At 63.8% G+C, this 22,647-nt stretch carries 25 protein-coding genes and 1 pseudogene; 15 read left to right on the top strand and 11 right to left on the bottom strand.

The window, feature by feature from the left end; genetic code table 11:
- Positions 1-26: 26 nt before the first annotated feature.
- The 6 genes from VF992_08600 to VF992_08575 all read left to right on the top strand — a co-directional run bounded on the left by VF992_08600 (position 27) and on the right by VF992_08575 (position 6,705).
- Positions 27-1,334, top strand: a complete 1,308-nt coding sequence (locus VF992_08600) for an ABC transporter permease (GenBank protein HEX9341209.1) — start codon at positions 27-29, stop codon at positions 1,332-1,334.
- Positions 1,331-2,293 carry an ABC transporter ATP-binding protein gene (locus VF992_08595; protein ID HEX9341208.1) on the top strand — a complete coding sequence of 321 codons (963 nt, stop codon included), beginning with the start codon at positions 1,331-1,333 and terminating at the stop codon, positions 2,291-2,293. The genes VF992_08600 and VF992_08595 overlap by 4 nt, the downstream gene beginning before the upstream one ends.
- Positions 2,290-3,585: an ABC transporter ATP-binding protein gene (locus tag VF992_08590; protein ID HEX9341207.1), complete on the top strand. Its 1,296-nt coding sequence runs from the start codon at positions 2,290-2,292 to the stop codon at positions 3,583-3,585. The genes VF992_08595 and VF992_08590 overlap by 4 nt, the downstream gene beginning before the upstream one ends.
- A 39-nt stretch (positions 3,586-3,624) precedes the next feature.
- Positions 3,625-4,548 carry a hypothetical protein gene (locus VF992_08585; protein ID HEX9341206.1) on the top strand — a complete coding sequence of 308 codons (924 nt, stop codon included), beginning with the start codon at positions 3,625-3,627 and terminating at the stop codon, positions 4,546-4,548.
- Between the two features lie 54 nt (positions 4,549-4,602).
- Entirely contained in the window at positions 4,603-5,523 is a 921-nt protein-coding gene (locus VF992_08580) for an EamA family transporter (GenBank protein ID HEX9341205.1), read from the top strand.
- Positions 5,524-5,904: 381 nt separating this feature from the next.
- Complete coding sequence (locus VF992_08575; protein ID HEX9341204.1) at positions 5,905-6,705, top strand: hypothetical protein; 801 nt, start codon at positions 5,905-5,907, stop codon at positions 6,703-6,705.
- A 204-nt stretch (positions 6,706-6,909) separates the two neighbouring features.
- On the opposite strand, the gene VF992_08570 is transcribed toward VF992_08575, so the two are convergent.
- Positions 6,910-9,765, bottom strand: a complete 2,856-nt coding sequence (locus tag VF992_08570; protein HEX9341203.1) for an ATPase domain-containing protein — start codon at positions 9,763-9,765, stop codon at positions 6,910-6,912.
- 191 nt (positions 9,766-9,956) lie between these two features.
- On the opposite strand from VF992_08570, the gene bcp reads away from it, so the two are divergent.
- Both bcp and VF992_08560 read left to right on the top strand, forming a co-directional pair.
- Entirely contained in the window at positions 9,957-10,409 is a 453-nt protein-coding gene (gene bcp / locus VF992_08565; GenBank protein ID HEX9341202.1) for a thioredoxin-dependent thiol peroxidase, read from the top strand.
- 48 nt (positions 10,410-10,457) lie between these two features.
- Positions 10,458-10,814 (top strand): hypothetical protein, encoded by a 357-nt coding sequence (locus VF992_08560; protein HEX9341201.1) that lies wholly within the window; start codon positions 10,458-10,460, stop codon positions 10,812-10,814.
- Between the two features lie 19 nt (positions 10,815-10,833).
- On the opposite strand, the gene thyX is transcribed toward VF992_08560, so the two are convergent.
- The 4 genes from thyX to VF992_08540 form a co-directional block, all read right to left on the bottom strand.
- A complete protein-coding gene (thyX, locus tag VF992_08555) occupies positions 10,834-11,628 on the bottom strand; it encodes an FAD-dependent thymidylate synthase (GenBank protein ID HEX9341200.1) in 795 nt (264 codons plus the stop codon).
- Positions 11,625-12,686, bottom strand: a complete 1,062-nt coding sequence (locus VF992_08550) for an SANT/Myb-like DNA-binding domain-containing protein (GenBank protein ID HEX9341199.1) — start codon at positions 12,684-12,686, stop codon at positions 11,625-11,627. The genes thyX and VF992_08550 overlap by 4 nt, the downstream gene beginning before the upstream one ends.
- Before the next feature lie 598 nt (positions 12,687-13,284).
- Positions 13,285-13,971, bottom strand: a complete 687-nt coding sequence (locus VF992_08545; protein ID HEX9341198.1) for a hypothetical protein — start codon at positions 13,969-13,971, stop codon at positions 13,285-13,287.
- Between the two features lie 55 nt (positions 13,972-14,026).
- On the bottom strand, positions 14,027-14,323 hold the full coding sequence (locus VF992_08540; GenBank protein ID HEX9341197.1) for an antibiotic biosynthesis monooxygenase: 297 nt from the start codon (positions 14,321-14,323) through the stop codon (positions 14,027-14,029).
- Positions 14,324-14,400: 77 nt separating this feature from the next.
- Between VF992_08540 and VF992_08535 the strand changes: the two genes are divergently transcribed.
- Together VF992_08535 and VF992_08530 are read left to right on the top strand one after the other, a co-directional pair.
- Positions 14,401-14,601, top strand: a complete 201-nt coding sequence (locus VF992_08535) for a hypothetical protein (protein ID HEX9341196.1) — start codon at positions 14,401-14,403, stop codon at positions 14,599-14,601.
- A gap of 20 nt (positions 14,602-14,621) precedes the next feature.
- A complete protein-coding gene (locus tag VF992_08530) occupies positions 14,622-14,837 on the top strand; it encodes a hypothetical protein (GenBank protein HEX9341195.1) in 216 nt (71 codons plus the stop codon).
- Here the strand turns inward: VF992_08530 and VF992_08525 are convergent, their stop codons facing one another.
- Entirely contained in the window at positions 14,838-15,428 is a 591-nt protein-coding gene (locus tag VF992_08525) for a tetratricopeptide repeat protein (protein ID HEX9341194.1), read from the bottom strand. It abuts the gene before it with no gap.
- A 94-nt stretch (positions 15,429-15,522) separates the two neighbouring features.
- Between VF992_08525 and VF992_08520 the strand changes: the two genes are divergently transcribed.
- On the top strand, positions 15,523-15,975 hold the full coding sequence (locus tag VF992_08520; protein ID HEX9341193.1) for a hypothetical protein: 453 nt from the start codon (positions 15,523-15,525) through the stop codon (positions 15,973-15,975).
- On the opposite strand, the gene VF992_08515 is transcribed toward VF992_08520, so the two are convergent.
- Positions 15,966-17,252, bottom strand: a complete 1,287-nt coding sequence (locus VF992_08515; protein HEX9341192.1) for a tetratricopeptide repeat protein — start codon at positions 17,250-17,252, stop codon at positions 15,966-15,968. The genes VF992_08520 and VF992_08515 overlap by 10 nt on opposite strands.
- A gap of 44 nt (positions 17,253-17,296) precedes the next feature.
- Positions 17,297-18,238 carry an aldo/keto reductase gene (locus VF992_08510; protein ID HEX9341191.1) on the bottom strand — a complete coding sequence of 314 codons (942 nt, stop codon included), beginning with the start codon at positions 18,236-18,238 and terminating at the stop codon, positions 17,297-17,299.
- Between the two features lie 120 nt (positions 18,239-18,358).
- Between VF992_08510 and VF992_08505 the strand changes: the two genes are divergently transcribed.
- The gene (locus tag VF992_08505) at positions 18,359-19,033 is read left to right on the top strand and encodes a metalloregulator ArsR/SmtB family transcription factor (GenBank protein ID HEX9341190.1); all 675 of its coding nucleotides are present in this window, start codon (positions 18,359-18,361) and stop codon (positions 19,031-19,033) included.
- A gap of 33 nt (positions 19,034-19,066) precedes the next feature.
- On the opposite strand, the gene VF992_08500 is transcribed toward VF992_08505, so the two are convergent.
- Positions 19,067-19,609 (bottom strand): hypothetical protein, encoded by a 543-nt coding sequence (locus VF992_08500; protein ID HEX9341189.1) that lies wholly within the window; start codon positions 19,607-19,609, stop codon positions 19,067-19,069.
- 106 nt (positions 19,610-19,715) lie between these two features.
- Here VF992_08500 and VF992_08495 point away from each other — a divergent pair, with 106 nt between their 5' ends.
- A complete protein-coding gene (locus VF992_08495; protein ID HEX9341188.1) occupies positions 19,716-20,045 on the top strand; it encodes a cupin domain-containing protein in 330 nt (109 codons plus the stop codon).
- A gap of 4 nt (positions 20,046-20,049) precedes the next feature.
- Positions 20,050-20,445 carry a VOC family protein gene (locus VF992_08490; protein HEX9341187.1) on the top strand — a complete coding sequence of 132 codons (396 nt, stop codon included), beginning with the start codon at positions 20,050-20,052 and terminating at the stop codon, positions 20,443-20,445.
- 3 nt (positions 20,446-20,448) lie between these two features.
- Here the strand turns inward: VF992_08490 and VF992_08485 are convergent, their stop codons facing one another.
- Positions 20,449-20,982: a GNAT family N-acetyltransferase gene (locus tag VF992_08485; GenBank protein HEX9341186.1), complete on the bottom strand. Its 534-nt coding sequence runs from the start codon at positions 20,980-20,982 to the stop codon at positions 20,449-20,451.
- A 57-nt stretch (positions 20,983-21,039) separates the two neighbouring features.
- Positions 21,040-21,495 (bottom strand): annotated as a pseudogene (locus VF992_08480) (GNAT family N-acetyltransferase).
- Between the two features lie 495 nt (positions 21,496-21,990).
- Between VF992_08480 and VF992_08475 the strand changes: the two are divergent.
- The gene (locus VF992_08475) at positions 21,991-22,254 is read left to right on the top strand and encodes a hypothetical protein (GenBank protein ID HEX9341185.1); all 264 of its coding nucleotides are present in this window, start codon (positions 21,991-21,993) and stop codon (positions 22,252-22,254) included.
- Positions 22,255-22,647: the final 393 nt, after the last annotated feature.

The following is a 22,647-nucleotide window of genomic DNA, read 5'->3' as shown; positions in this document are numbered from 1 at the left end:
AGTCATGGATTCCCCGTCACTCGATCGTGGGCCGGATCGTACATCCCCTGTTCGAGGAACGCCGGAGCCTAGCGGGGCGGATGAGCTGGGTAGGGCTCGGGTTGCTCGTCGCGTTCATCGTGGTCGCGCTCGGCGCGAACGTCATCGCGCCCTTCGATCCGATCCTTCCGACCGATGCGATTCACGTTCCTCCGTGGACGACCGTGACCGTCGTGCGCAATGAAACCTACGCGGCGTGGCTCGCGGTCGGGAACTGGACCCAGCCCTCCCTCGGCCAGAAGATCGACGGGAAGGGCGCATTGACGAACGCCACGGGGGATGCGATGCAGCTGCTCTCGTTCCCCCTCGATGTAAAACGCGACGCCGTCCTCTCGGTCGGCGTGCTGGTCGTCCTCCTCGGCAACGGGACGGCCCCCGGCCAGTACCTAACGGTCGAAGCCAGCCGCGACGCGGGTGTCACGTGGTTTCCGCCGGTCGAAGTCCGCACCCTCGATCGGCCCGAGAGGATCGATCTCACCGGATTGACAAGCTGGCACGCCGCGGACCTGACTCGTGACACGTTGACGCTCCGGATCACGCACCGCTCCGATGCGGGGGTCGGTAACCTCACCGTCGACTACGTCGGAGCGACCGCGGACTGGCAGAGCTACTGGCACCTGATGGGCACGGATGCGATTGGTCGGGACGTGTTTTCACGGGTGCTCTACGGAGCGCGGACGTCCCTCATCATCATGATCATCGCGGTGACGGTCGCGTTCATCCTAGGGTTTCCCATCGGCCTGTATTCAGGATATCGCGGCGGAAATTTCGACAAGGTGCTCGTCCTCGTGATGGACTCGCTGTATGCGTTCCCGGGCCTCTTGTTCGCGGGCCTCATCGCGGTCCTCCTGGGGAAAGGCGTCATCAACATCGCGCTCGCGATCACGGTGATCTACATTCCACTGTACTTCCGTGTGACCCGCTCCCAGGTGTTGTCCGTACGAGAGGAACTCTATGTGGAGGCGGCCCGGGCCTTGGGCGCCAAGCGTGCCCACATCATCCTCCGGTACATCGCGACGAACGTGATCATCGCGGTGCCCGTAATCTTCTCGCTCAGCGCGGCGGACGCGATCCTGACCGCGGCGGGGCTCTCCTACCTGGGCCTCGGCCTGAGTGGCGACATCCCGGACTGGGGACTCGACCTATCCGCCGGGGCGTCGCGGATCGACAACGGGATCTGGTGGTCCTCGTTCTTCCCCGGCCTCGCCATCGTCATGCTGACGATCGGCCTCAGCTTCCTCGGCGAAGGGCTGAACGACATCATCAACCCGCTCTTGAAGAAGGAACGCGCGTGACGGAACCGATCCTCGAGGTCCGCGACCTGACGGTGCACTACCGGACGAAGCGGGGTCCAATCCATGCCATCGACAACGTGAGCTTCGACCTCCGCCTCGGGGAAACGCTCGGGGTCGTCGGGGAGACGGGTTGCGGGAAGTCCACCCTGGCCAAGTCGATCCTGGGCATCCTGCCACCCCGGACCGAGCGGTCCGGATCGCTGAAGCTCCGCGGGCGAGAACTCCTCGATGTCCGGCCATCGGAATACCGAAAGTTGCGCGGCGAGGAACTCGCATTGATCTTCCAGGATCCGATGACGCGGTTGGATCCGCTGATGACGATCCGAGACCACTTCATCGAGACGATCCGCGTGCACCATCGGGACATCTCGAAGGCCGAGGCGACGGAAGGCGCCGCCGAAGCGCTGCGGTCGATGGGGATCCCTCGGAGCCGACTGAACCATTATCCGCACGAGTTCTCCGGCGGAATGCGTCAGCGGATCATGATCGCGATGGCGATCGTCCTCAAACCGAAACTCCTCGTGGCGGACGAACCCACGACCGCGCTCGACGTGATCGTGGAGGCGCAAATCCTCGACATCTTGCGAGATCTGAAGCGAGCGTACTCGATGTCTCTCCTTCTGATCACCCACAACCTCGGCATCGTCGCAGAAGTGTGCGACCGCGCGGCGGTCATGTACGCGGGGAAGTTCGCGGAAATCGGCTCCGTGGACGACGTGTTCCGCCACGGAATCCACCCGTACACCCGGGGCCTTCTCGAGAGCACGATTCACCTGCAGACGAAGGCCCTCCATTCGATCGACGGCTTGCCGCCGAGCCTCCTCGATCCACCGAGCGGGTGCCGCTTTCATCCGCGCTGCCCGTTCGCGAAGGAGATCTGCATCCGCGAGGAGCCTCCCTCGGTGGAGTATAGCCCGGGCCATCTCGCGGCATGTCACTTCGGGAGCGACTTCTTGTGACCGACGCGCCGATCCTCCAGGTCAACGATCTTGCGGTCCACTTCCCCGTCAAGGTGAACCCGTTCCGCGCGCTCGGACAGGTGATCGCGGACCGGTTTCAGGGGTCGGATGCGGAACCGGGAGAGGACCAGATCCGGCGCCCCCGGGTCCATGCGGTCGACGGCATCTCGTTCGAACTGGGCCGGGGCGAAATCCTCGGTCTCGTCGGCGAGAGCGGATGCGGCAAGACGACGACGGGCCGGGCCGTACTCCGCCTCGTCGATCCGACCCGCGGCGCGATTGTATTCGAGGGCCGGGACATCACGCATCTGAGGGAGAACGAATTGCGACCGCTCCGGCCGCGGATGCAGATCGTGTTCCAGGACCCTCATGGCGCGCTGAACCCGGGGATGACGATCGGCCAGGCGATCATGGACGCGCTGCGTGTGCACGAAACCGCCGTCGAAGCGGAGGCAAGAGATGCGACGTTGCGCGTCATGGACGAAGTTGGACTCACGCCTGCCGATGACTTGTTCTCGAAGTACCCCGCCGACCTGAGTGGCGGACAGAAGCAGCGGGCGGTGCTCGCCCGCGCCATCGTCCTCCGCCCCTCCCTCATCGTCGCGGACGAGCCCGTCGCGATGCTCGACATGTCGATCCGGGCTCGGATTCTCGAACTGCTCCTCGAGTTGCGTCAGCGGCACGGCCTCGCGTATCTCTTCATCACGCACGACCTCGCGACCGCGAAGTTCGTCTGCGACCGGATCGCGATCATGTACCTGGGCCGAATCGTCGAGATGGGTCCGACCGAACTGATCTTCCGGGACCCGAAGCACCCCTATACCCGCGCGTTGCTCGGCGCGATTCCGGTACCGGAGCCGGGACGCGTACGGGAACGGACGCTTCCTCGAGGAGAGGTGCCGGATGCGATCTTCCCGCCTGCCGGATGCCGGTTCCATCCGAGGTGTCCGGCTGCACTTCCGACGTGCGGTTGGGAGGGCAGGGACTTCGTCGACTACCTCGAACAGAGGCGGCTCGACCCGGTCCGCGCGAAAGCGGACGAGGCGTCGCTGGGGACGGAAGAAGACTGGCGGGCCGCCGGGTTATCCGCACGGCGGAGAGTGCGAGACGGGAACTCGGCGGCGATCAGTGCGTACGCCCAGTCGATCGTCCCCGAGGCGGCGGAGCCGCTCGCGAAGGCGGTCGAAGGGATCGTCGTCGATGAAGAAGAGGTGGTGGTGCGATTCCGGAGCCCAGACCTGCTCGCCCCGAAGAACGTCGAAGGCCGAATCGTCGAGTGCCTCCTCTACTGATGCCAAGGACTTAAGCCGGCCGCAACCATGGGGACTGCGATGGAGGACCTTTCGGGTTTCGCCGCGTCCCACCCAGAGTTCTCCGACCCGAAAGGAGTTCGGATTCCCGGCCACGGGTCCCTGCCGCCTCTGCAGGGTGCTCGACCGTTCGAGCTCACGGCCGAGAGCCTATCTAGCTATCGTGTCGAGGCAGCGAAAGATCCGAACACGCTCCCGACGATGTTGAAGATCGGACCGGAAGCGGTCGCATTCTACGTGAGTTTCCGTCTCTTTGCCGACCGATGGGGCATCTACGTCCGTGAGGGAGCGCTCCGGGCGTTGAAGGACGAATACCATCGGATTATCTGGCGGGATCTGGGGAAGTATGCGGACCGGAACGTCGACGATGTTGCGGAGAAGGTCGAAACGACGCTCGTCCTCGACTACCTCTTGTCGCACAACCGAGTTCACTTCTTGGTCGACCGGGCCGCCGCGCAATCGGAGATCGAGGCCGGCGCAGCGAAGTACGCTCCGTACCAAGCGAAGTGGTACAACGCCCCGCCGAAACCCGTCCTGAATCCGGAAGACGTCGGGAACCTCGAGGAGGCGCTCGCGAACCTCGAGGCGTTCCGGCAGTACATCAACCCGACGTACGCCGACGGCGTGGCAAAGCTCGTGGAGGGCCGCCTCGATGAGCGGAACGTGAACGAGTGGAAGGCGTTCTTCATCGGCGGACGCTTCGCGGTCGAGATGGCGAACGTCTTCTCGAGGCAGCCGCCCGGCTGGAAGGACTTCGGGAAGTTCCTGAACCGCAAGACATCCGTCGGTGCGACGAACTACGTGCGGATCCAGTATTCGTACAACCCCGACCTGCTCGAGCGGGGACAGAAAGAGCTGAGCCGCCGCCTGGTGGGCGGCTCGGGAGACGTGCCGAACTTGTTCAAGTCCGCCGAATCCGATTTCCCGCCGGTCTACCTGCTGTGACGAGCCGGCGATGGATGGGCGCACGTTCTTATGGGCCGCGCCTTTCGTCGGCGCGTGGCCGCCAACGGGTCCCGCGCCTGGACGGTCCACGCACCGATGGTGCTGCTGGTCTTGTTCTGGGGCCTCGCGTTCGTCGCCATCAAGGCTGCGCTGGCCTCGATGTCGTGGGTCACGCTCACCTTCCTCCGGTTCGTCGTCGCGGACGTCCTTTTCTTCGGATACCTCGTGCGGAGCGGCAACGTCCGGCGGCCGCCCGCGCGCGCGGACCTCCCGATGCTCCTCGTGCTCGCGTTCCTCGGCTTCGTCGGGTACCACCTGTTCCTGAACCTAGGGGAGACGGACCCCAACGTGACGGCGGGGACTGCCGCCTTGATCATCGCCTCCGCCCCGGCGTTCATGGCGCTGCTCGCGATCCCGATCCTGAAGGAACGGATCGGACCGTTGCAATCCGCGGGGATCGCCGTCGCGTTCGCCGGCCTCGCGGTCATGATTTTCTTCGTCCGCCCCGAGAGCCAGTTCACGTTCCGCGCCTCGGAAGGCGCCCTGACCGTCGTCCCGCCCGCAATCTTTTCGGCCCTGTACGCGGTCCTCGGCAAGGGTTACCTCCGTCGGTATCCTCCCTTAACGTTCGTCGCGTGGACCCTTCTGATTGGGACGGTCATTCTGGTCCCGCTCGTAATCGCGACGGGACCAAGCGTCCTGGCGGACCTCAAAGGGATGGGTCTCCCCGGATGGATTCCCGTCGTGTATCTAGGGATTTTCCCGACGTTCCTTGGCTACGGGATCTGGTTCAGCGCCTTGCAGCGCATCCCCGCGGCGTCTGCCGGCGCATACATCTACGCGAGCACCCTCGTCGCTGTTCTCGGTGGAATCGTGGTCCTTGGAGAGTCGTTGACCGCTGGCGCATCAATCGGCGGCGCACTGGTCATTTCGGGTGTAGTGCTGGCTCAGCAGGTTGGAAAGCGCTCGCCTTGACGCTCCACTGAATCCATGCCGGGAGGATACTTCTCTCGGATTGCGTGCCACCCATGAATCGCATCGTTCGCGAGCTCTACGGTTCCGATCCGTGATTGGTACATCACCTTCCGTTCGAGACCTCGGGTCAACGACCGCGCAGGGTAACTCCGGCCCGTTGGTCGCGCACATCGCAACCGCTCGATTGCCGAGCGCACCGCCTTCCTCCTTCCTCCTCTGGCCACGTGACTCGCTGTTGACTAGCTTTTGCAGGTATGCCATGTTATCACAAGTGATACCTGAAGTAATCGCATGTGCCGACAACGGCTATGACTTCTCCAAATTTGCGGGCGCCGTGGAATTCAGTCATCCCTTGGTGCGGTTTCTCGAGGGCTGCACAAAATGAAAGGAATCGTGGGGCTCGTCGCCCTCCTTTTGTTTGCTACCCCTCTCGTCCTCGTACAGCAAGCCGGGGCGTCTCCGCTCCAGTGCAGTTCGAAGGTAGTTAGCGCTTTTAAGAGTGTCGGCAGCCTCTTCGGGGAAGCGAGAGAAATCGCGACTCGGCAGCTGAACGATGACGGAACCGAGTCGGTGACCCTCGTTAAGGACCCTTCCTACGGCTATGCAGCGGAAGGAAGCGGCACGGATCCCACGACATTTGACCAGCGTAACGATCCTCAGGTGTGGTCCAAGCTTTACGATTCGAGCCCTATTGATGTGAGTTCGTCGACCGGCCCGACTCGAATCGGCGGTACAGGGGCTTTTTCCAGCGACAGTGGTGCCGACTATCGACAGGTGATGTTCACCACTGGAAGCTGGGCGTCTGTGGACATGTCGAGCACATGGATCGTGCCGAGCAACTATCGGACCCATACTCTTACTCTATGGGTCTTCATCGGATGGGATATCGACATTTCTCAATGGTCGTACACACTGGCGCCATGTCCTACGCCCGACATGACGGTCAACATATTCACCTACGATTGCATCCGTGGCGATACCCCTCCCTGCGGGGCACCCGTAGACGCGGACATATATCGGGACGCTGTGAAAGTAGGGACGGCCACCACAGGCGGCTACTATGTTGATTATCCTCCGTATGGCACGCACACCTACCACGCCGTCTGGTCAGGTTACTCGAGCCACGACCAGACCGTGACGGGTAACGCGACAATCACGTTGTATATCTTCACTCCCTTCTAGGCGGAGCACCAATTCTTCGATATTTGCGGCTGGCCTACGACGCCAAGCAACCAGACTCTTTGCTGATGCCGCCCCCGCGCGTGCACAGCCGGTTTTCGCGATAGCTCCATTCTCCCGAGTCCGAGTCGGGTCCGGGGTGGGCTGCTGCAAGACTGGCCTCCTTCCGAAATGGCCGGCTTCGTCCGGCAGGGCCAATGGATGGCGTCACCGGATGCGTTCGAGCTGGAACGACCCGATCATGATCGCCTTGTTCGTGAACTTGTACGGCACCCAGTCGTGCGTCTGCACCTCGCCGAGGCCGACGACTTGGAGCATCGTCTTCTGTTTGTCCGACTTGAAGTGGATCGCGCCGTCGACCGTGTGCTCGAGCGCTTCGAGCGTCTGGTCCGTGTGCATGCCGCGCTCCACCGTGATGACGGACACCGCTTTCGTCTGCCGCAGCCGGTTCACGAGCCGCTGGAAGAAGTTCATCGCTTCTCGCTCGTCGGCCTGGGTGATCGCCGAGCTCAGCGTAAGGAAGGCGAGCCGGAAGTACGGATACTTCTTCTTGAACTCATCGTCGAGCTGGTCCACGATCTGGTGGATGTTGTCGAAGTCCGTCGGCCCGTTCACCCGCCAGACGCTCTTCTCGCGGACCGGCTTGCCCCCCTGCATCGGGGAGGTGCAGTCGATCCACCGGACGAGGCCCAGCTGGTCGTATTCCACGAACGTCGGGAGGATCGGCGCGATGTCCTTCGCGACGTCGATCGGGAGCTTCGTCGTCGTGATGATGATCGCCGGGATCCCCTTCTTCAGGCCCTCCGCGACGAAGTTCAGGAGCGCGACCTCCTTGCCTACGAACGCCGGCCCGACGAACAAGACGTTCGAGTTGAACGGAATGCCCCCATAGAGGAGGTCGTCGAGGCGCGGGGTGCCGGTCTTGACGCGATCCGCTTTCTTCTCGACCGCGACCGCTTCCTCGGCTTCCGCTTCGCCCGCGGGCGTCGTGATGCGGGCCTTGAGGGCGCCTTCCCGCATCTCGAACTCCTTCTCCTTCTGGTACAGCCGGCGCTTGAACTCCTCCTCCCGCTCCCGCAGCCGGCGCTCCCACTCCTCGAGTTGCGCGTCGCGGCCCATGTCCCGCATACCCGGTGTCGATGCCGATGCGCGCGCCTCTCGCGATTTCGTCTCAAGCTCGAGGGATTGCAGTTGCAAGTCCGACTCCCGCTCTTCGAGCTCCTTAGACTTCTCCAGAATGGTCCGGTTCTCCTCGTTCAGCCTCTTGATTTCCGATTGGAGGTTCCCCTGCATCTCCGCGAGCTTCCGTTCCCGGGAGTCGAGCGCCTCCTTCTGCCGGCGGATGTCTTGCTCGTTCGAGCCCGCGGCCGCCTCCTTCATCTTCGTGTCCTTGAACAGCTCGGCGTACTTCTTCGTCTTGTCGTCGAGCTGCACTTGGGCGTCCTGGACAGCGGCTCCCTGCCGCTGGATCTCTGCCGCCCGCTCCCTCAATGCCGCCTCCTTGTCCGAGATCGCCTTCTCGCGGGAGACGAGCTCCGATTCGCGGTCTTCGAACATCTTCCGCTGCCCTTGGAACTGCTTCTCGATCCGGGTCGCGTTCTCGTACCGTTCGCGGAGCTGGCTCTCCATTGTCCGCACCTCAACCTCCTTCTTCCCGACCTCCTTCTCCTTGGCGAGGATCTTGGTCTCCCAGTCTTTCAGCTCTCGGATTCGGGTCGCCTCCCCGGCGGAGGTGGTCGCCTCGGCGTGTTCGCCCTTCAGCCGCAATTCGGACTCTTTTAGCTCGAGCTCCTTCTCCTTCTTCATCATCGCCGTGCGCTTGGCGTCGAACGACCTCTCGAGTTCCTGGATGCGGGACTCGCGTTCCTCGATCGACTTGACCTTCGTTTCGGCGCCGCGGACCTGGGAGGTGATCTCGATCGACGTCCGCTTGACCTCTTTCTCGCGCTCCGCTAGGGAGGCCTCGCGCGCGTTGAGCGTCTGCCGCGTCTTCTCGAGTTCGGCTTTGTGCGTCGCCACATCGCCGTCGCGGAGGCGCACTTCCTCGGCCTTCGCCTCGATCTCCGCCCGCGCGGATGCGACCTTCCGGTCCAGATCACGTAGGTCCTTCGTCGCCTTCTCGATCGTCGCCTCACGGCTCGCCGCGTCGGAGATCTTCGTCTTCAGGTCTTTCGCCTGGTCCTCGAGCTCCTGCTGCAACGCCTCGAGGTGGGCTTCGCGGCCTCGGAGGGCCCTCTCCTTGTAGTCGACCGCCTCCCGCTTCTTCTGGTAGTCTTGCTGGAGCATCGCGACTTTCGTGTTGTCCGCCTTCAAGATCTCCCGTTGATAGACGGACGTCGAGGACGCGATGATGTGCAGCAGGGAGCCGGAAATCTCCGTGGTGACGGCTCCGGTGAGGAAGGCGATCATGAAGAGGAGGGGGCCGAGCGGCATCGTGAGCGTGACCTGGCCGATGACGAGGAAGACCATCAGGATCGGGAACACGATGGCGGAGACGAAGCTCCCTACCTTCCGGACGCCCCACCCTTGCCACGTCATCCCGATCGAGATGATCGTGGTCGGGAGGCCCGCAACCGCCAGCGGGAAGACCCACGGGAGCACGAACGCCGGCAGGCTCTCGCGCAGGATGATTGCGATGGCGACGAAGAAGAACAGGGCCATGCCGACGGTCGACGTGGCGAAGTGCCCGGAGAGGTAGTGCCTCCGGTACGGCTCCCGCTTCAGCCGGACCGCGTCCCAGGAGGCGAGGGCGCCGGCGACGGCGGGGAGCAGCCAGAGGAGGTACTCGGTCCGGAAGCCGGGCGGCAGCGGAAGCGGCTGCTGCGAGCCGAGTTGCGGGGCGAGCGTGAGCAAGAGGATCGCGTTGAGCAGGTAGGCGGCCGCTGCGAGGATGCCGTAGCCGTGGGCGTGCCGCGCGAACGTCAGCTGGAGGAGGCCCTGCTGGACGGCGGAAGCCGTTTCGGACGGCGGCGGGGCTCTGGCCGGCTTCGGCTTGTCGGCGGACGGCTTGACGACCGGCCTGAGGCCGCGCACCGGCTTCCGAGGCGTCGAGCTACGGGGCATTGTGTCCCTTTCGTACCTGCGGCTAAGGGAGGTTGACGAAAACGAACCGGGTCCGTTTACATAAAGGATGCGACGAGAAATACCAAAGTTGATACTAGAATGGAGGAACCCGCGCATCGCGCGCCGGCGGGCCCGCGCCCGGAATCGGTGACGTTAAATCGAGCCGACGCGTGCGGACGGGCGGTGGACCGATGATCGAGGCCGGAAAACCGGCGCCCGACTTCACGTTGCCGGCGGACGACGGGCGCACGGTCGGGCTGAAGGACTTCCGCGGCAAGAAGGTCGTCCTATACTTCTATCCGAAAGACGACACGCCCGGGTGCACGAAGGAAGCCTGCTCGTTCCGCGACAACCTGGGGCGCGCCACCTCGAAGGGGGCGATCGTCCTCGGGGTGAGCCGCGACGATACGACGAGCCACGTGAAGTTCAAGGACAAGTACCACCTGAATTTCCCGCTGCTGAGCGACGTCGACGGCCGGGTGACCGAAGCGTACGGCGTCTGGAAGAAGAAGAACCTGTACGGACGGGAGTATTTCGGGATCGAGCGCACGACGTTCCTGATCGACGAGGAGGGCACGATCGCGCGGGTCTGGCCGAAGGTGCGGGTGGAGGGCCACGCGGACGAGGTCCTCGCGGCGTTGTGACGGAGAAAGCTTCATCTCCGCTCGACGGTTCGGCCGCCGACGGATTGGATGATCCCGCCGAACGCCGCGCCCCCGAAGACGATCGTGATTACGTATTCCGGCGCCGAGGAGAAGCTCCGGAAGCAGTACGTCTATCAGACGTACCTGTCGCCGCAGGAGCACGATCGAATCGGCCTCGTCGCAGGCAACCGGCTCGTCGTGAAGTTCAAGGACGAGGTCGTCGGAGAGGGTCAGGCCATCCTCGTCGAGAAGACGACCCTCGAGAGGCTCTCGCACTACGATGCGATGTCCGCCGGATACGAGAACGTAGACGCCCAGAAAAAGCACGTGCTCCAGGCGGTGCTCGCGGGCGGCAAGAAGGCCGAGAAGGGCGAGTTCTGGAAGGTCCTGTTTCGGTGGCTCTGAACCAAGACTCTCAGAGAGCTCACACTTTCGACCGGATGGTCGGCTTCCACGAACCGGTCCCGTCGGAGAGCTCCTCGCGAACCATGTCCTGGTAGATGTTGGGGTAGTCCCGTTTGCAAATTTGCGCAATCCGGTCGAACACCATGCGAATCTCGACTTCAGCCGACGGATCGGTCCGCATCTCGATGAGCCACCGCAGGGTCCGGTGATTGGCGCCCCAGATCATGTTTGTCGCGATGCCGTCCGGTAGAATTCTCCTCAACGCAGATGTCATTCGCTTTTTTTCATCCATGGACAAATCTTCCCAAGGAACTTCACTTTCCATCTTGCGGTAGGATTCCTCGATCTGGTCAACTGTTTTCGCCATGAATTCGCGTTGTCCCGCATTGAGCTCCTCCGGAATCCAAAATTTGAGTTCCCTCGGGCGAACGTACCGGAGCGACTCCTGGCTGATCGCCGTCCCGACCCTGTGACGCACAAGTTCATGAGAACACACGCGACTTATATTTAATAGGGCGAATACAACATGGGCCTGCTCCAGGATTGAACCATCGCCCTTCTTGAGAATGTTCCGGTAGTAGGCGGCCGGATCTTCGCGAATCTTTGTGACGTTTGGGTTCAGGTGAGGTTGATAGCTCTCGTAGCAAATCCTGCCCGCGAACTCGATGAGGGCCTGGCCCTCCGCTTCCCGGGTACTAACGAACCAGTCCGAGTACTCCTTTGAGACCCCGAGATGGTGGAGAACTTCTGCAAGCGCGGCCGGATCGACCTTTGTCTCGCCAATTTTGATGACGGTTGGTTTGACGTCTCTCATGAGAACCACTTCTTCTCAAGGAACCGAATCACTTCCTCCGCCTTTACTCTCTTGACGATTAGGTAGGGCAACAGGACTTTCAAGAGCTGGTATACGTTCTCCGCGGACGATATAGTCCAATGGTACTGAGGCTTGCAGATTTCCGACCTCCCACTCCTCTTCTCATACGGGCCTGTGACTGTGCCGCCACAGAGATTCCAGAGATGATCTATCACTTCCTTTGTCGCCATGTTCACGCGGACGGCGACGTTCCGTGGGCCAAGGATCGAGCCTTCTCCGTCGACAATTCCAGCGACGTAGCCGATGTCGAGCGGATTCGAGAGCCCGGGGAACGGCCGAGCCGTCCTCGGCAAGGACTGGCGGCGGAGAAATTCCGGGGACCGCACAATCGACACAAGCCCCAACCGCTCGGCCCGGTGGTATACCGATGGCCGGGTTCGACCTATTTTCCTCGCGATTTCCTCCGGCCTGATTTTCCCATACATGGAACGCAGGGAATCGTCTTCGTCGCGCGTCCAGTCTCGTCGCCTCGCCATCGTCGTGGATCGAGTGAGCCCCAGCTTGTGTGCCCTGGAATAGATTGAGCTGATTGTCCTGCCGAGAACATGGCTGATGGACTGAATCGGCGTCTTTCCATACCCGGAACGTAAGATTGCGTCTTCGCTCGGAATCCAATCTTTCCGGGAGCTTCGTGGGGCGGCGGGACCCCAGCGCGGCTGTGATGCCCTTCCGTAGATCGCGGCCGGTGTACGGTGCAGGTGCCTCGCCAGCTCTGCTCGAGGTACCTTCCCATAGTTCCCGAGAAGGTAAAGCTCGTCGTCCATGCTCCAGGGCTGGTTTGGCCCTCTGACCGTTCGACGCGTCAGGTGGAGGATGTGCGCCCTACTATGGACCGAGCTCACCGTCCGGTGAAGGCTCGCCGCTATCTCCCTTGTGCGGATTCTGCCATAGTTCGAGTGGAGAAATGCATCTGAATTCGGGTCCCAGCTTTCCCATGAAGGCCTGATCCTCTTTCTCGGCAGCCGGAGGACCTTCAGCGCCCTCTGCGCCACGGCCACGCGGGTTCGTCCTAGGCGAGCGGCTATCTCAGCCGACCGCGTGTTGCCAAATGCAGCCCGTAGGTATTCGTCGTCTTCCGCTGTCCAACGCTGATGTGTTCTCCTCGCGGGGTCCGCCCGTGGTCTGGGCGTCGAGGGATGATCCTGGGCGGGGGACCAGCCCAGAGAACTCCCTGCTGTGGTTTCAAACACTAACTCAGAAGACCCTAGTGGAGGGTGCCTCATAAAGGCGTCAGGGGGGCCACCGAAAGCACGAGCCTCTGGCCCGAAACTGAGGCAATGCTTGGCATTGGTGCCCGTTGCTTGCGATGGCGCTTTCGCGGACGGCCGCCATCTCACGTCCGGCTGGGAGCGTTTTCTATCACCGCCTGAAAGTCACTCTCGCGATACTTGAGCGGGATTCGTGAGCATGCTGCGAATCGACCTCACCCGGACCGCGCACCAGGCGGCCCCGTCGAGCGCGGCGCGCCGAAAGAGTCGCTTCGTGGGCGCTTGCGTCGCGTCCCAGCTTCGCACTCAATCGTGGACCGCGTGAAGAAGGCGGCTGTATTGGATCGGCGATGAGGATCCCGTCTGACTCAAAGGTCTGAGGTACCCATCACAGCCTCCGGACGACCCGTTCCAGGAGGTCTCCGAAGTCTTTCTCGGGCACCTTTGGCGGCTCGCCGAGCATCGTGCGGATCGCGATGCTGCGTATCACGCACCACGCCGCGCCTTCGGTCGCGGCCCGCGCCGCCAGCGTTTGTTCCGTCTTCGATGCCGACACGTCCCATTCCGATCCGAGGTCATGGATGGCGTTCAAGACTCGCCGGAACTGATCGGATTGCAGGACGAGTCTCGACGCGAGGGCGTCCGCGAGGCGTCGGGTGTACGTCTCGAAATCGATCTTCTTCGCCTCCCATTCCTCGACGATCTCGAAGCAATTCGCGGTCGAGCAGACTCCGATGCTCGTGCTCTCGATCACCGCCTCCGCCCGCACGACGGCTTCCCGGAGCTTCGACTTCGGGATCAGCTCGGTGGCGGCCGTGAGGCCGAGCACATCATCGAGCAATTCGTACAACGCGCTTCCCTGATGCTCCCGGTTCCAAGGCGTCGCGAGCGCCGCCGCGTGCTTGCGCAGGCGACCGCCAACTTTCAGGAAGGCGTCGAGCGACGCGGCGCCCCTCAGCAGGTCCTTCCGAAGCCGTTCCTCGTTCCCGGTCCACGTGGGGTCCCAGAGATAGTCGTGCAGCTGACGCACGTCGCGCGACAGTCGTTGGTCGAGCGTCGCGAATGAAACCGCCATTGATTTCCCCGGGTCCGCATCGGCACACCCCCCTAAAAAGCTCCCTGACTCCCGACTACCGGATCTCGTACTGCGTGACTTCCGGCGGCGCCGTGGTCAGGGAGAGGAGGGAAAAGAAATCGCCTCCTTGGAGCGGATCCGAGCGCAGGCGCGCCTCGAGCCTCCGGAGGGAATCTTCGTCGTCGAACAGGGCCACCAGGACGCATTCCGTCGCGGGATGCTGGCCCTGCCCGAGCCATGCGTCCCGGCAGCCTGGCGCCGCGCGGATCGCGGTCGCATGCCTCCGGAGGATCTCGATCCCGTCCGACTCCTTGCCCTCCCGGAACCGGAAGCGGGAGAACCGCAGGAACACGGACGGCCATCGGGCTTCCTCCGAAAGAGATTGCGGGCACCGGCAGCTTTATGTCCGCCCGTCGTCTCGTACGCGCGATGTTCAGCCGGAAGAACATCGGCGGGGAGCCGCAGAAGTGCGACAAGTGCGGTTCCGAGAAGATCTTCTTCGTGCAACACTCCCACGGCAACTATCCGATCCTCGATTACGTCTGCCCGAAGTGCGACCTCGGCGGCGACGAGGGCGTGCCGGACTGGTACGTCCACCCGACCGGCGAGGACGACGCCGCGGACAAGTGAGGCGTGCGCGGGGTCAGCCGATGGGCGAGACCGTCATCCGCGCGTTCCGGGTGAGCGGCTACGTGACGGGTCCGTGCTCGAAATGCGGCAAGGAGGAACGGGGCCTCGTGATGTTCGAGGACTACGCGCTCGGGTGGGAGTGCCTCGCCTGCGGCGAGATCGGCCGCGCGGACCGCGTCGAGTGGATCGAGGGGAAGGACCAGGCGCTCGCGGACCTCGAGGACGAGGACGAGTGACTAGAGGAGTCCGCACGCGGGACAGATGCCCCGGCCGTAGCACTTTGCGCATTTCGATTCGATCCGGAGGAATCGCTTGCTCCCACGGCCCTTGCAGTACGAACAGAAGCCCGTGTCCTCGCATCGGGGACACGGGCGCTCGATCTTCCGGATCGTGAAGGGCACCTGTCGGTTCGTCGGGTCCGCGTCCGCGAGTTTCGCGAGGATCTCGAGCGCCTGCGGACGTCCCGCCACCCGGTCTTTCCGGAACAGCAGGCTCGCCTTGAGGAGGAGCGCCTTCCAGTGCCCCGGCTGTACTCGCAAGACATCCTCGATCGCGGCGAGGGCTTCGTCGAACATCCGGGACACGTCTGCGGTGTCCTCGAACTCGACGTCGTAATCGATTGCGCGGCGAATCAACTCCTGTCGCCGGGCCTCCCGGGCGCGGTCGGAGAGCCGGATCGCCTTCGCGAGGTGCGTGACCGCGTAGAGCTCACGCGCCTCCGGGTCGTCCGGAGCGGCGCCCACCGCCTCTTCGACGATGCGGAACGCGCCCTCGAAGTCCCCTCGTTCCAACGCGTCCTTCGCCTCGCCCGTCTTCGTCGTCGACACAGTCGCCCAAGTCAATCTGGCGGCCAACTTAAGGGTGCTCGTCGTACGGACCCCCAAGGGAACGTTCATCTCCCGCGATCCCATCGGTCGCGAGATGCGCGACGCCGACGCGTTCGAGAGGACGGCAGTGCTTGGGCTCGGTCGCGGCGCGAGGAGGGATCCGTACCGCCTGTCGTTGTTCGGTCAACACCTTGGGGATGAGGAATGGCCCCTCGTGCTGCTCGCAGTCCAAGGGGGTACGCTCCTTGTTACGGACCGGCGCATCCTCGAGTTTCGCGCGCATCTCGAGGTGCACGGCGCTTGGAACGTCAAGGAATTCCAAGGCTATGTCATTCAAAGGGAGATGGAACGGAAGTCGGTCAGCGATGTCGCCCACGTCGTCGAGCCTGCGGACGTGTCCTCAGGTTCGCGGGTCGTCGCGGACAAACTGATCCTAACGACCGCGGAAGGCTCCGCAGAGATCCTCGTGTCCCGAGGTCCGGAGGCGACGCTCTCCCACCACGAGTTCCTCGCCGTTCGCGATGCGATTCTCGCGCCTCACGCGTGATAGCCGCCGTGGCCATCAATCCGGCGCAGCAGCTCCTGGGCGGGTTTGTACTCCGGGTTCACGCGGAGCGCCTGGAGCAAGTGCTTCCGCGCCTTCTCCCGCATCCCCTTTTGCAGGTAGACGCGCGCGAGGTTCGTGTGGGCGTAGAAGTAACAGCAGTAGCGGGGCGCCGTGGTCGCCCGCTCAAGCCATGGGATCGCCTCGTCGAGACGGCCGACCTCGATCAGGTACGCCCCGATGTCGTTGTACGGATTGCCGAACGCGGGGTCGACCTCGATCGCGTGCTTGCACGCCTCGATCGCGTCGTCGTACCGGCCCATGAAACTCAACGTCCACCCATGGAACGTGTGCGCCTCGGCTGACGGGACGAGGCGGATCGAGCGCTCGTACGCATCGGCGGCCCGGTCCAGCTCCCCCGCGCTCTGCAGGATGTAGGCGGCCTGGAACGCACGTCGCGCCGCGTCCTTGCGCGGCTCGTCGTGAGGGTCGAAGGCGCTCACGTCCAGAGGCCCGCCGGCGAACGTCTCCTCCGCGATGTCTCGGAAGTGCTGGTCGTAGTGGCCCGTGACGCGGCCCTCCCACGCATGGACGAGGAGGTCCTCGACGGCGAAGAGTCGGCCAAAGTCCACGGCGCATGGCGGCTCCGAGTCGCGCCCTCCCGCGATCCCGCCGGACGGCGCCTCGTTGAACGTCATCTGCATCGTCTCCCCGGCGTTCCGGACGAGCTTGAGGAACGCGAGATCGTGTACGCCGCGGCCGCGGGCGATCAGGAAACCCGGATCGGCCAACCTCGGGACGAGGTGCCGCGGCGGCGTGGCGTCGAGCACGAGGATCCGGTCGAACGCTTCCTCGGGCGGCGCGGACACGACGCGCACGCGGTCGAGCCCCGCATCCCGGAGTCTCTCGGCGGCGCGGGAGAGCCGGGCCGGATCGGACTCGGCGACGGCGATGCGCTCCGCGCCGACGATCTCCGCGAGGAGCCCCGCGACGTATCCGCCACGGCATCCCGCGATCAGGATGCGCTGGCCCGACGCGGGCTCGAGGAGGTCGAGCGCGGCGATGAGGCATCGCGGGGAGGGCATCGTCGGCGGACTCGGGGCGGCGAGGATCGGCAGGGGCATGTCCGAATACGCGAGCGGCCCGAACACCTCCGGCAAGAACGCCTCCTGCCGCACGCGGCGAAACGAACGTTCGAGCGCGCGGTCGCGCAGAAGGCCAAGCCCTTTGAGTTCGGCGAGGAGGTCGTCCCGGCCCCACATTCGCCTGCGCGCTCCCATGGAGGGCTAAGCGGAGGGTTGGCTAAAAGCTTTCAGACGTCGGCTCAGAGGTCGAAGTCCTTCGCGTACACCACGCGCGCCTTCGCGACCTCCGCGTCGGTGAGGGGCGGCGCGTCGGCCGCGTTCTCCTCGACCTGCGCCGGCGTCTTCGCCCCGGGGATCGTGACGGACACCTCCGGGAACGCGAGGACGAACCGCAGGGCCGCTTGGGCCATCGTCCGGTCCGGACGCGCGAGGAATCGGAGCCCGTCCGCCGCCGTCGCGCGTCCCGCGACCATCGAAGGCGTCCAGTGATGGCGGATGTCTCCCGGAGGGAACCGGGCGTCGGGCCGGATCCTCCCAGTCAAGAATCCGTTGCCGAGCGGTTCTCGGGCGATGATCCCGACGCCCGCCGTCCGGGCCTCGGCGAAAAGCTCGTCGATCCACTCCTGGCGGAACAGGCTGAAGGGGACCTGGAGGACGTCCGGCTTCCCCGCCTCGAGGCACAACGTCCCCTCGTACGGCTCGTGGATCGAGACCCCATAGTGCTCGATCCGGTGTTCCGCCCTCAGCGAGTCGAGCGCCTCGTAGGTCGCGGGGTCCCCCATCATCTCCGGCGGCGGATTGTGCAACTGGTACAGGTCCACGCGGTCCGTGCGCAGCCGCCGGAGGGACTGTTCGAGGGCGAAGGCGATGTACCCCGGCTCGAAGTTCGTACGGACGCCGCCGTGGTAGAAGTCCCCGCCCACCTTCGTCGCCAGGACGACGTCATCGCGGCGGCCTTCGAGGGCCTGTCCGAGGATCTCCTCGCTGTGTCCCCAGCCGTAGACGTCTGCCGTGTCGAAGAAGTTGACGCCGAGATCGAGCGCCCGGCGGATCGCGGCGATCGACTGCGCGTCGTCCGTCGGACCGTACGAATTGCCGTGGGCGTTCCCACCGACGGCCCATGCGCCGAACCCGATCTCGCCGACTTGGAGCCGCGTCCGGCCCAGCGTCCGTTTCCGCATTGCGGAGGCGAACGTCCGCCGGTGGAAGAATCTTGCGAGGCGGCGCCACCTGTGAGAGGTCCGCCGAAGTTTATTTTGTAAATGATCAGGTATATTATCTCCGCTCGCCTTCTTCCTCGCATGATGGCTCCGGGCGAAGTCGACGCGGGCGCGCTCGACGCTGGGTTCTCGTCGGCGAAGCGGCAGATCCTCCTGTCCCTGAAGCGCCAAGGCTCCGTGTCCCTGACGGACCTCTCGCTGGAGCTGAGGATATCAAAGATGGCGACGTTGAAGCATCTCACCGCACTCGAGGGGAAAGGCCTCATCGAGCGGTCCTTCAAGGCGGGAGGTCGCGGCCGCCCCCGGGTCTATTTCCGCCTCAGCGGACGATCCGCGTCCCTCTTTCCGGAAGCGTACACGCACATGACGCTCTGCGCGCTGCGGTTCATCGAGGAAAGACTCGGACACGACGCGGTCGTCCGGCTCCTGAAGCAGCGCGCGCAGGAGGTCCTCGAGGCGAACCGCCATCGGATCCCGGACGGCCCGTTGCGCGGTCGGGTCGAGGAGCTTGTCAAGATTCGGGACGAGGGCGGCTACATGGCGGAACTCGGCCGCGCCGGCCGCACGTCGATCGAGATGATGGAGCACAATTGCCCCATCATGGCCGTAGCCGAAGTCTATCCCGACGCGTGCGGCGTCGAACGGGAGATGTTCCAGAAACTGCTCCACGCCGACGTCGAGACGTCCCACCGGGTCGTCGCGGGCGATCCGGTATGTCGCTTCCTCATCCGAAGACGAGACGACATCCGCGCTTGAAGACCGACGGCGACTGTCTGCGGGTCTCTCGACTTACGTCACGAAGTATGGCCGCGCGAGCACGGTCACGATGAGGCCGAGCAACCCAATGGCGGATGCCTCGAAGTAGACGACGCCGAGGGTGAACAGGGAGAAGATCGCGCACACGAGCGTCAGTCGCCAGTTCATGCGTTGGAACGCCATGACGCCGCCGAGGATTGCAAGCGCCTGCGACCAGATCGAGATGAGGCCGCAAATCTGCAAGGCCGCGACGATCTCCGGCGAATTGTTATTGATGAAGTCGGCGTAGTCCGCGACGGACGGTAAGGTCACGGCGTTGTAGATCGCCCCCGCCATGCCGACGACGCCTGCGAGGACCAGGAGGATGCCAGCAAACTTCGGGAGGTTCGATCGCCCCGGGGGTGGCCGGACCGGAACGGGCCACTGTTCGGGCGGTCGATAGTCTTCCGGGCGGGGCACCCACGCCGCCGGCTGGTCCCGCGGTGGGAGCGGGGCCTGCTCCTCATCCGGGCGCACGAACTCCACGGGTGGAGGAGAATGGCGCCTCCGCTCGTCTTCGGTCGGTTCGGATGACATCGGAACGACTTCGCAAACAGGTTGATGCTACTTAATGTTGCGGCTTACACCGGATGGCCGACGTGACGCCTATATGCGTCGAAATCATCCTCGGCTGGAGGCCTCGATGGACGCGTTCGAAATCGCCGAGTTGTCAGCCCGCCGAAAGCGCCAGGGGAGAACGTACCTGGAGTTCCTTCGGGTTTCGACCATGAGCGGCGGGCTGTACGCTCTTCCGAAGGCAGCCATGGATCCGCAATCGCCACACACCGAGGATGAGGTCTATGTCGTTACAGGAGGGCGCGCGCGGATTCGGGTCGGTTCCGAAGACCGGGACGTGCAGTCAGGATCGGTCGTGTTTGTCCCGGCCCGCGTGGAGCATCGGTTCCACGATATCGCCGAGGATCTCACCGCTCTCGTATTCTTCGCACCGGCGGAACGCAAGTCGGGAGCGTGACGCGATGGTCCGCACCTACGGGCTCACCCACGTCGGCCTTGCCGTTCGCGACATGGAGCGCTCGCTCCGGTTCCATGAACGCCTCCTCGGCGTCGAGGTCTTGTATCGGGACGAGCGCAGCATTCAGGTCCAGACGCCGCGGAGCCACGACGTCATCGTCTTCGAGCAGGATCGCCAAAAGGCAGGCGTGCCAGGCGGGGTCTCCCACATCGGATTCCGCCTGCGAGATGCCCGAGACATCGAGGCCGCGGTGGAGGACGCGAAGGCTGCGGGTGCCAAGATGCTGCGACGAGGGGAGTTCGTCCCCGGAGAGCCGTACGTGTTCGTGTCGGATCCGGACGGATACGAAGTCGAGCTGTGGTTCGAGCTGGATGCACCGCCCGAGAAGCGCGCCGGGTGATCGTCACCGAGCGGATTCGTCGTTCGCATCGAGTACCAGCATCACTTCCTCGATTTCCTCGCCTCGGGCGTTCGCAAACCCCTTGGCATAGCCGACGATTCGGAACCCGCACTTTTCCAGGACCCGGAGGGACGCGAGGTTGTCTTTCGCGGCGCGACCGTAGATCGGACGCACAGCGACGTGACGGAGGAATTCGGAAAGGGCCTTCGTGGCCAAGCCCCTGCCCCAGAACTCCCTTCCGATCCAATACGTGACCTCCGGCTTGCCGAACTCCTTGTCGACGAACTTCGCGACGTGCCCGACCACCCTTCCGTCGGAGACGATCGTCTGATTCGTGATTGTCTCGTCACTCAGGATCTTCGCCCAGTGGGCTTGGAATGCCGCGCGATCCGACGGGTCCCTCGCCGTGAAGGCTGCCATGCGGTTGGCGACCGGGTCCCGCTGGAATTCGAAAAAGATCGGCAGGTCGCTTTCGCGCACATCCCGAAGTTGGACGTCGCTCGTCGGAACACCGAGCGCGAGGAGATCCTTCCGCATCCGGATTTCCCGAACCCCCGGCCCGATCGACCGAGTCCAATCGTTTTCTTCCTCGCCTGTGACTCGGAAGCCCTGCGAGGTCCACCAGGGGAACGATTTCCACGCCACCCCCGCCGCGTTTCGGCTCGTGCCTAGGGTCACGGCGCGCTTTCGTTCTTTCCGGGCGCGCTCCTCGACGAGCCGAACCATCCGAGTGCCGATTCCCTGGCCTTGCAGATCTCGTGGCACATCGATGTTGATCAGCTCGAGCGCTTCGCCCCGATCCTCGAGGATCACACAGCCGACGACGCGACCTTCGGCCTCGGCCACCCAGACCTCCTCCCCACCCACGCGGTTCGGATCCTGCCACGCAGCAGAGAGCCGCCTCGTATCACTGAAGGATGATTCGGACTGCGGCGTGCCGAACCCGACATCCTCCCCCGGGCTTACGGAAGCGTTCGAGATCGTCACGATGGCCGGGATGTCCTCCCGTTTCGCTGGGCGAATGCGAATTCGGGAAGGGCTCTCCGACATCGCAGGCCCATGTTTCGCACCCCACTTCACTCTTTCCGCACGGCGAAGCGGGCGCCAGGGAGCGATCGGGGCCTTTATCAGGAACTCGGATACGAGGGCCAGGTTACCGCCGGCGGAGGCCCCTTCTGCTCGGATCGGCCAGAGCGGGACCACTTTCGTCGACCCGGTGCAAGAACTTAAGCGTAGTCGCCCCATAGTCATCGGCCCGTGAGGATAGTCATCTTCACGGTGCCCGGCTTGATGACGGTCGGGTTCTTCGTGGGCGGGCCGGTTGGCGCAATCGTAGGTGGAATCATTGGCGCCATCACCGGACTCTTGGAACGCTGAGGACGGGACGCAAGGCCTCGGTCAACGAGGTCGTCCCGAGCCGCCAGGCTCGACAGTTCCAGCTAGAAGCGGATCTCGATTAACCGGCTATGGAAGGGTGAGATCCCCGAGTACGTGGAGATGCACCTGTAGACGAAGATACTTCACTTTTCCTGTCGATTCGGCCTCATGAACGAGGACATCGATTCGCAGGTTCGGACTCGATTGCTCGAACTCGTTAGGACATTCGTGAGGTCTCCATCGGGAACGACTGAGACTCGACTGTTGGCAGAGCACGTCATGGGGCTCGAGAGTTATCTCGTCCTCGCGTCCTCGGAGAAAACCCTCGATGAGATGCGGAAAACGGCTAGGGCAACTCGACTACTCGCCCTTGCCACCGTAGTCCTCGCAGGCGCAACTGTTGTCTTGGCCGTCGTCTCACTGATCCGTTGACGTAAGAACCTAAGAAGGAGGGCTCTGGGATCCTGAGCCCGATCCAGAGGTCCCAGGATACGGCTAGACAGACGCGGGGCCTTCTGTTGTTCTATGAAGAGATGCCTGCAAGCCTCGTTCAGAGGGTCCTATGCCGGCGGCAACATGTCCGGTCCGGCTGGGATCATTCTCCCCGTGGCGGCATCATAAAGGGCCAGGTGACCGCCGTACGCCCCCGTCTGTTCGCCGTACGTTGTCGTACGTGCGTCTCGCCCTCCCCCTTCGTTCCCCATCATGCCGGGCCATGCGGCCCGGCCCTTTCCCGCGCCCTCGTTCCCTCGTTTCCTGCGCCGTGTCGTCGCGTGCGATAGGGATGGCGAGCCTCGTTCCAAAGACGACCTGTGAACTGTGCGC

It is taken from the genome of Thermoplasmata archaeon, assembly GCA_036395115.1.
Taxonomy (GTDB): domain Archaea; phylum Thermoplasmatota; class Thermoplasmata; order RBG-16-68-12; family RBG-16-68-12; genus RBG-16-68-12.
The sequence above is the reverse complement of the archived record's forward strand: the minus strand, read 5'-3'. Positions and strand labels throughout refer to the sequence as shown.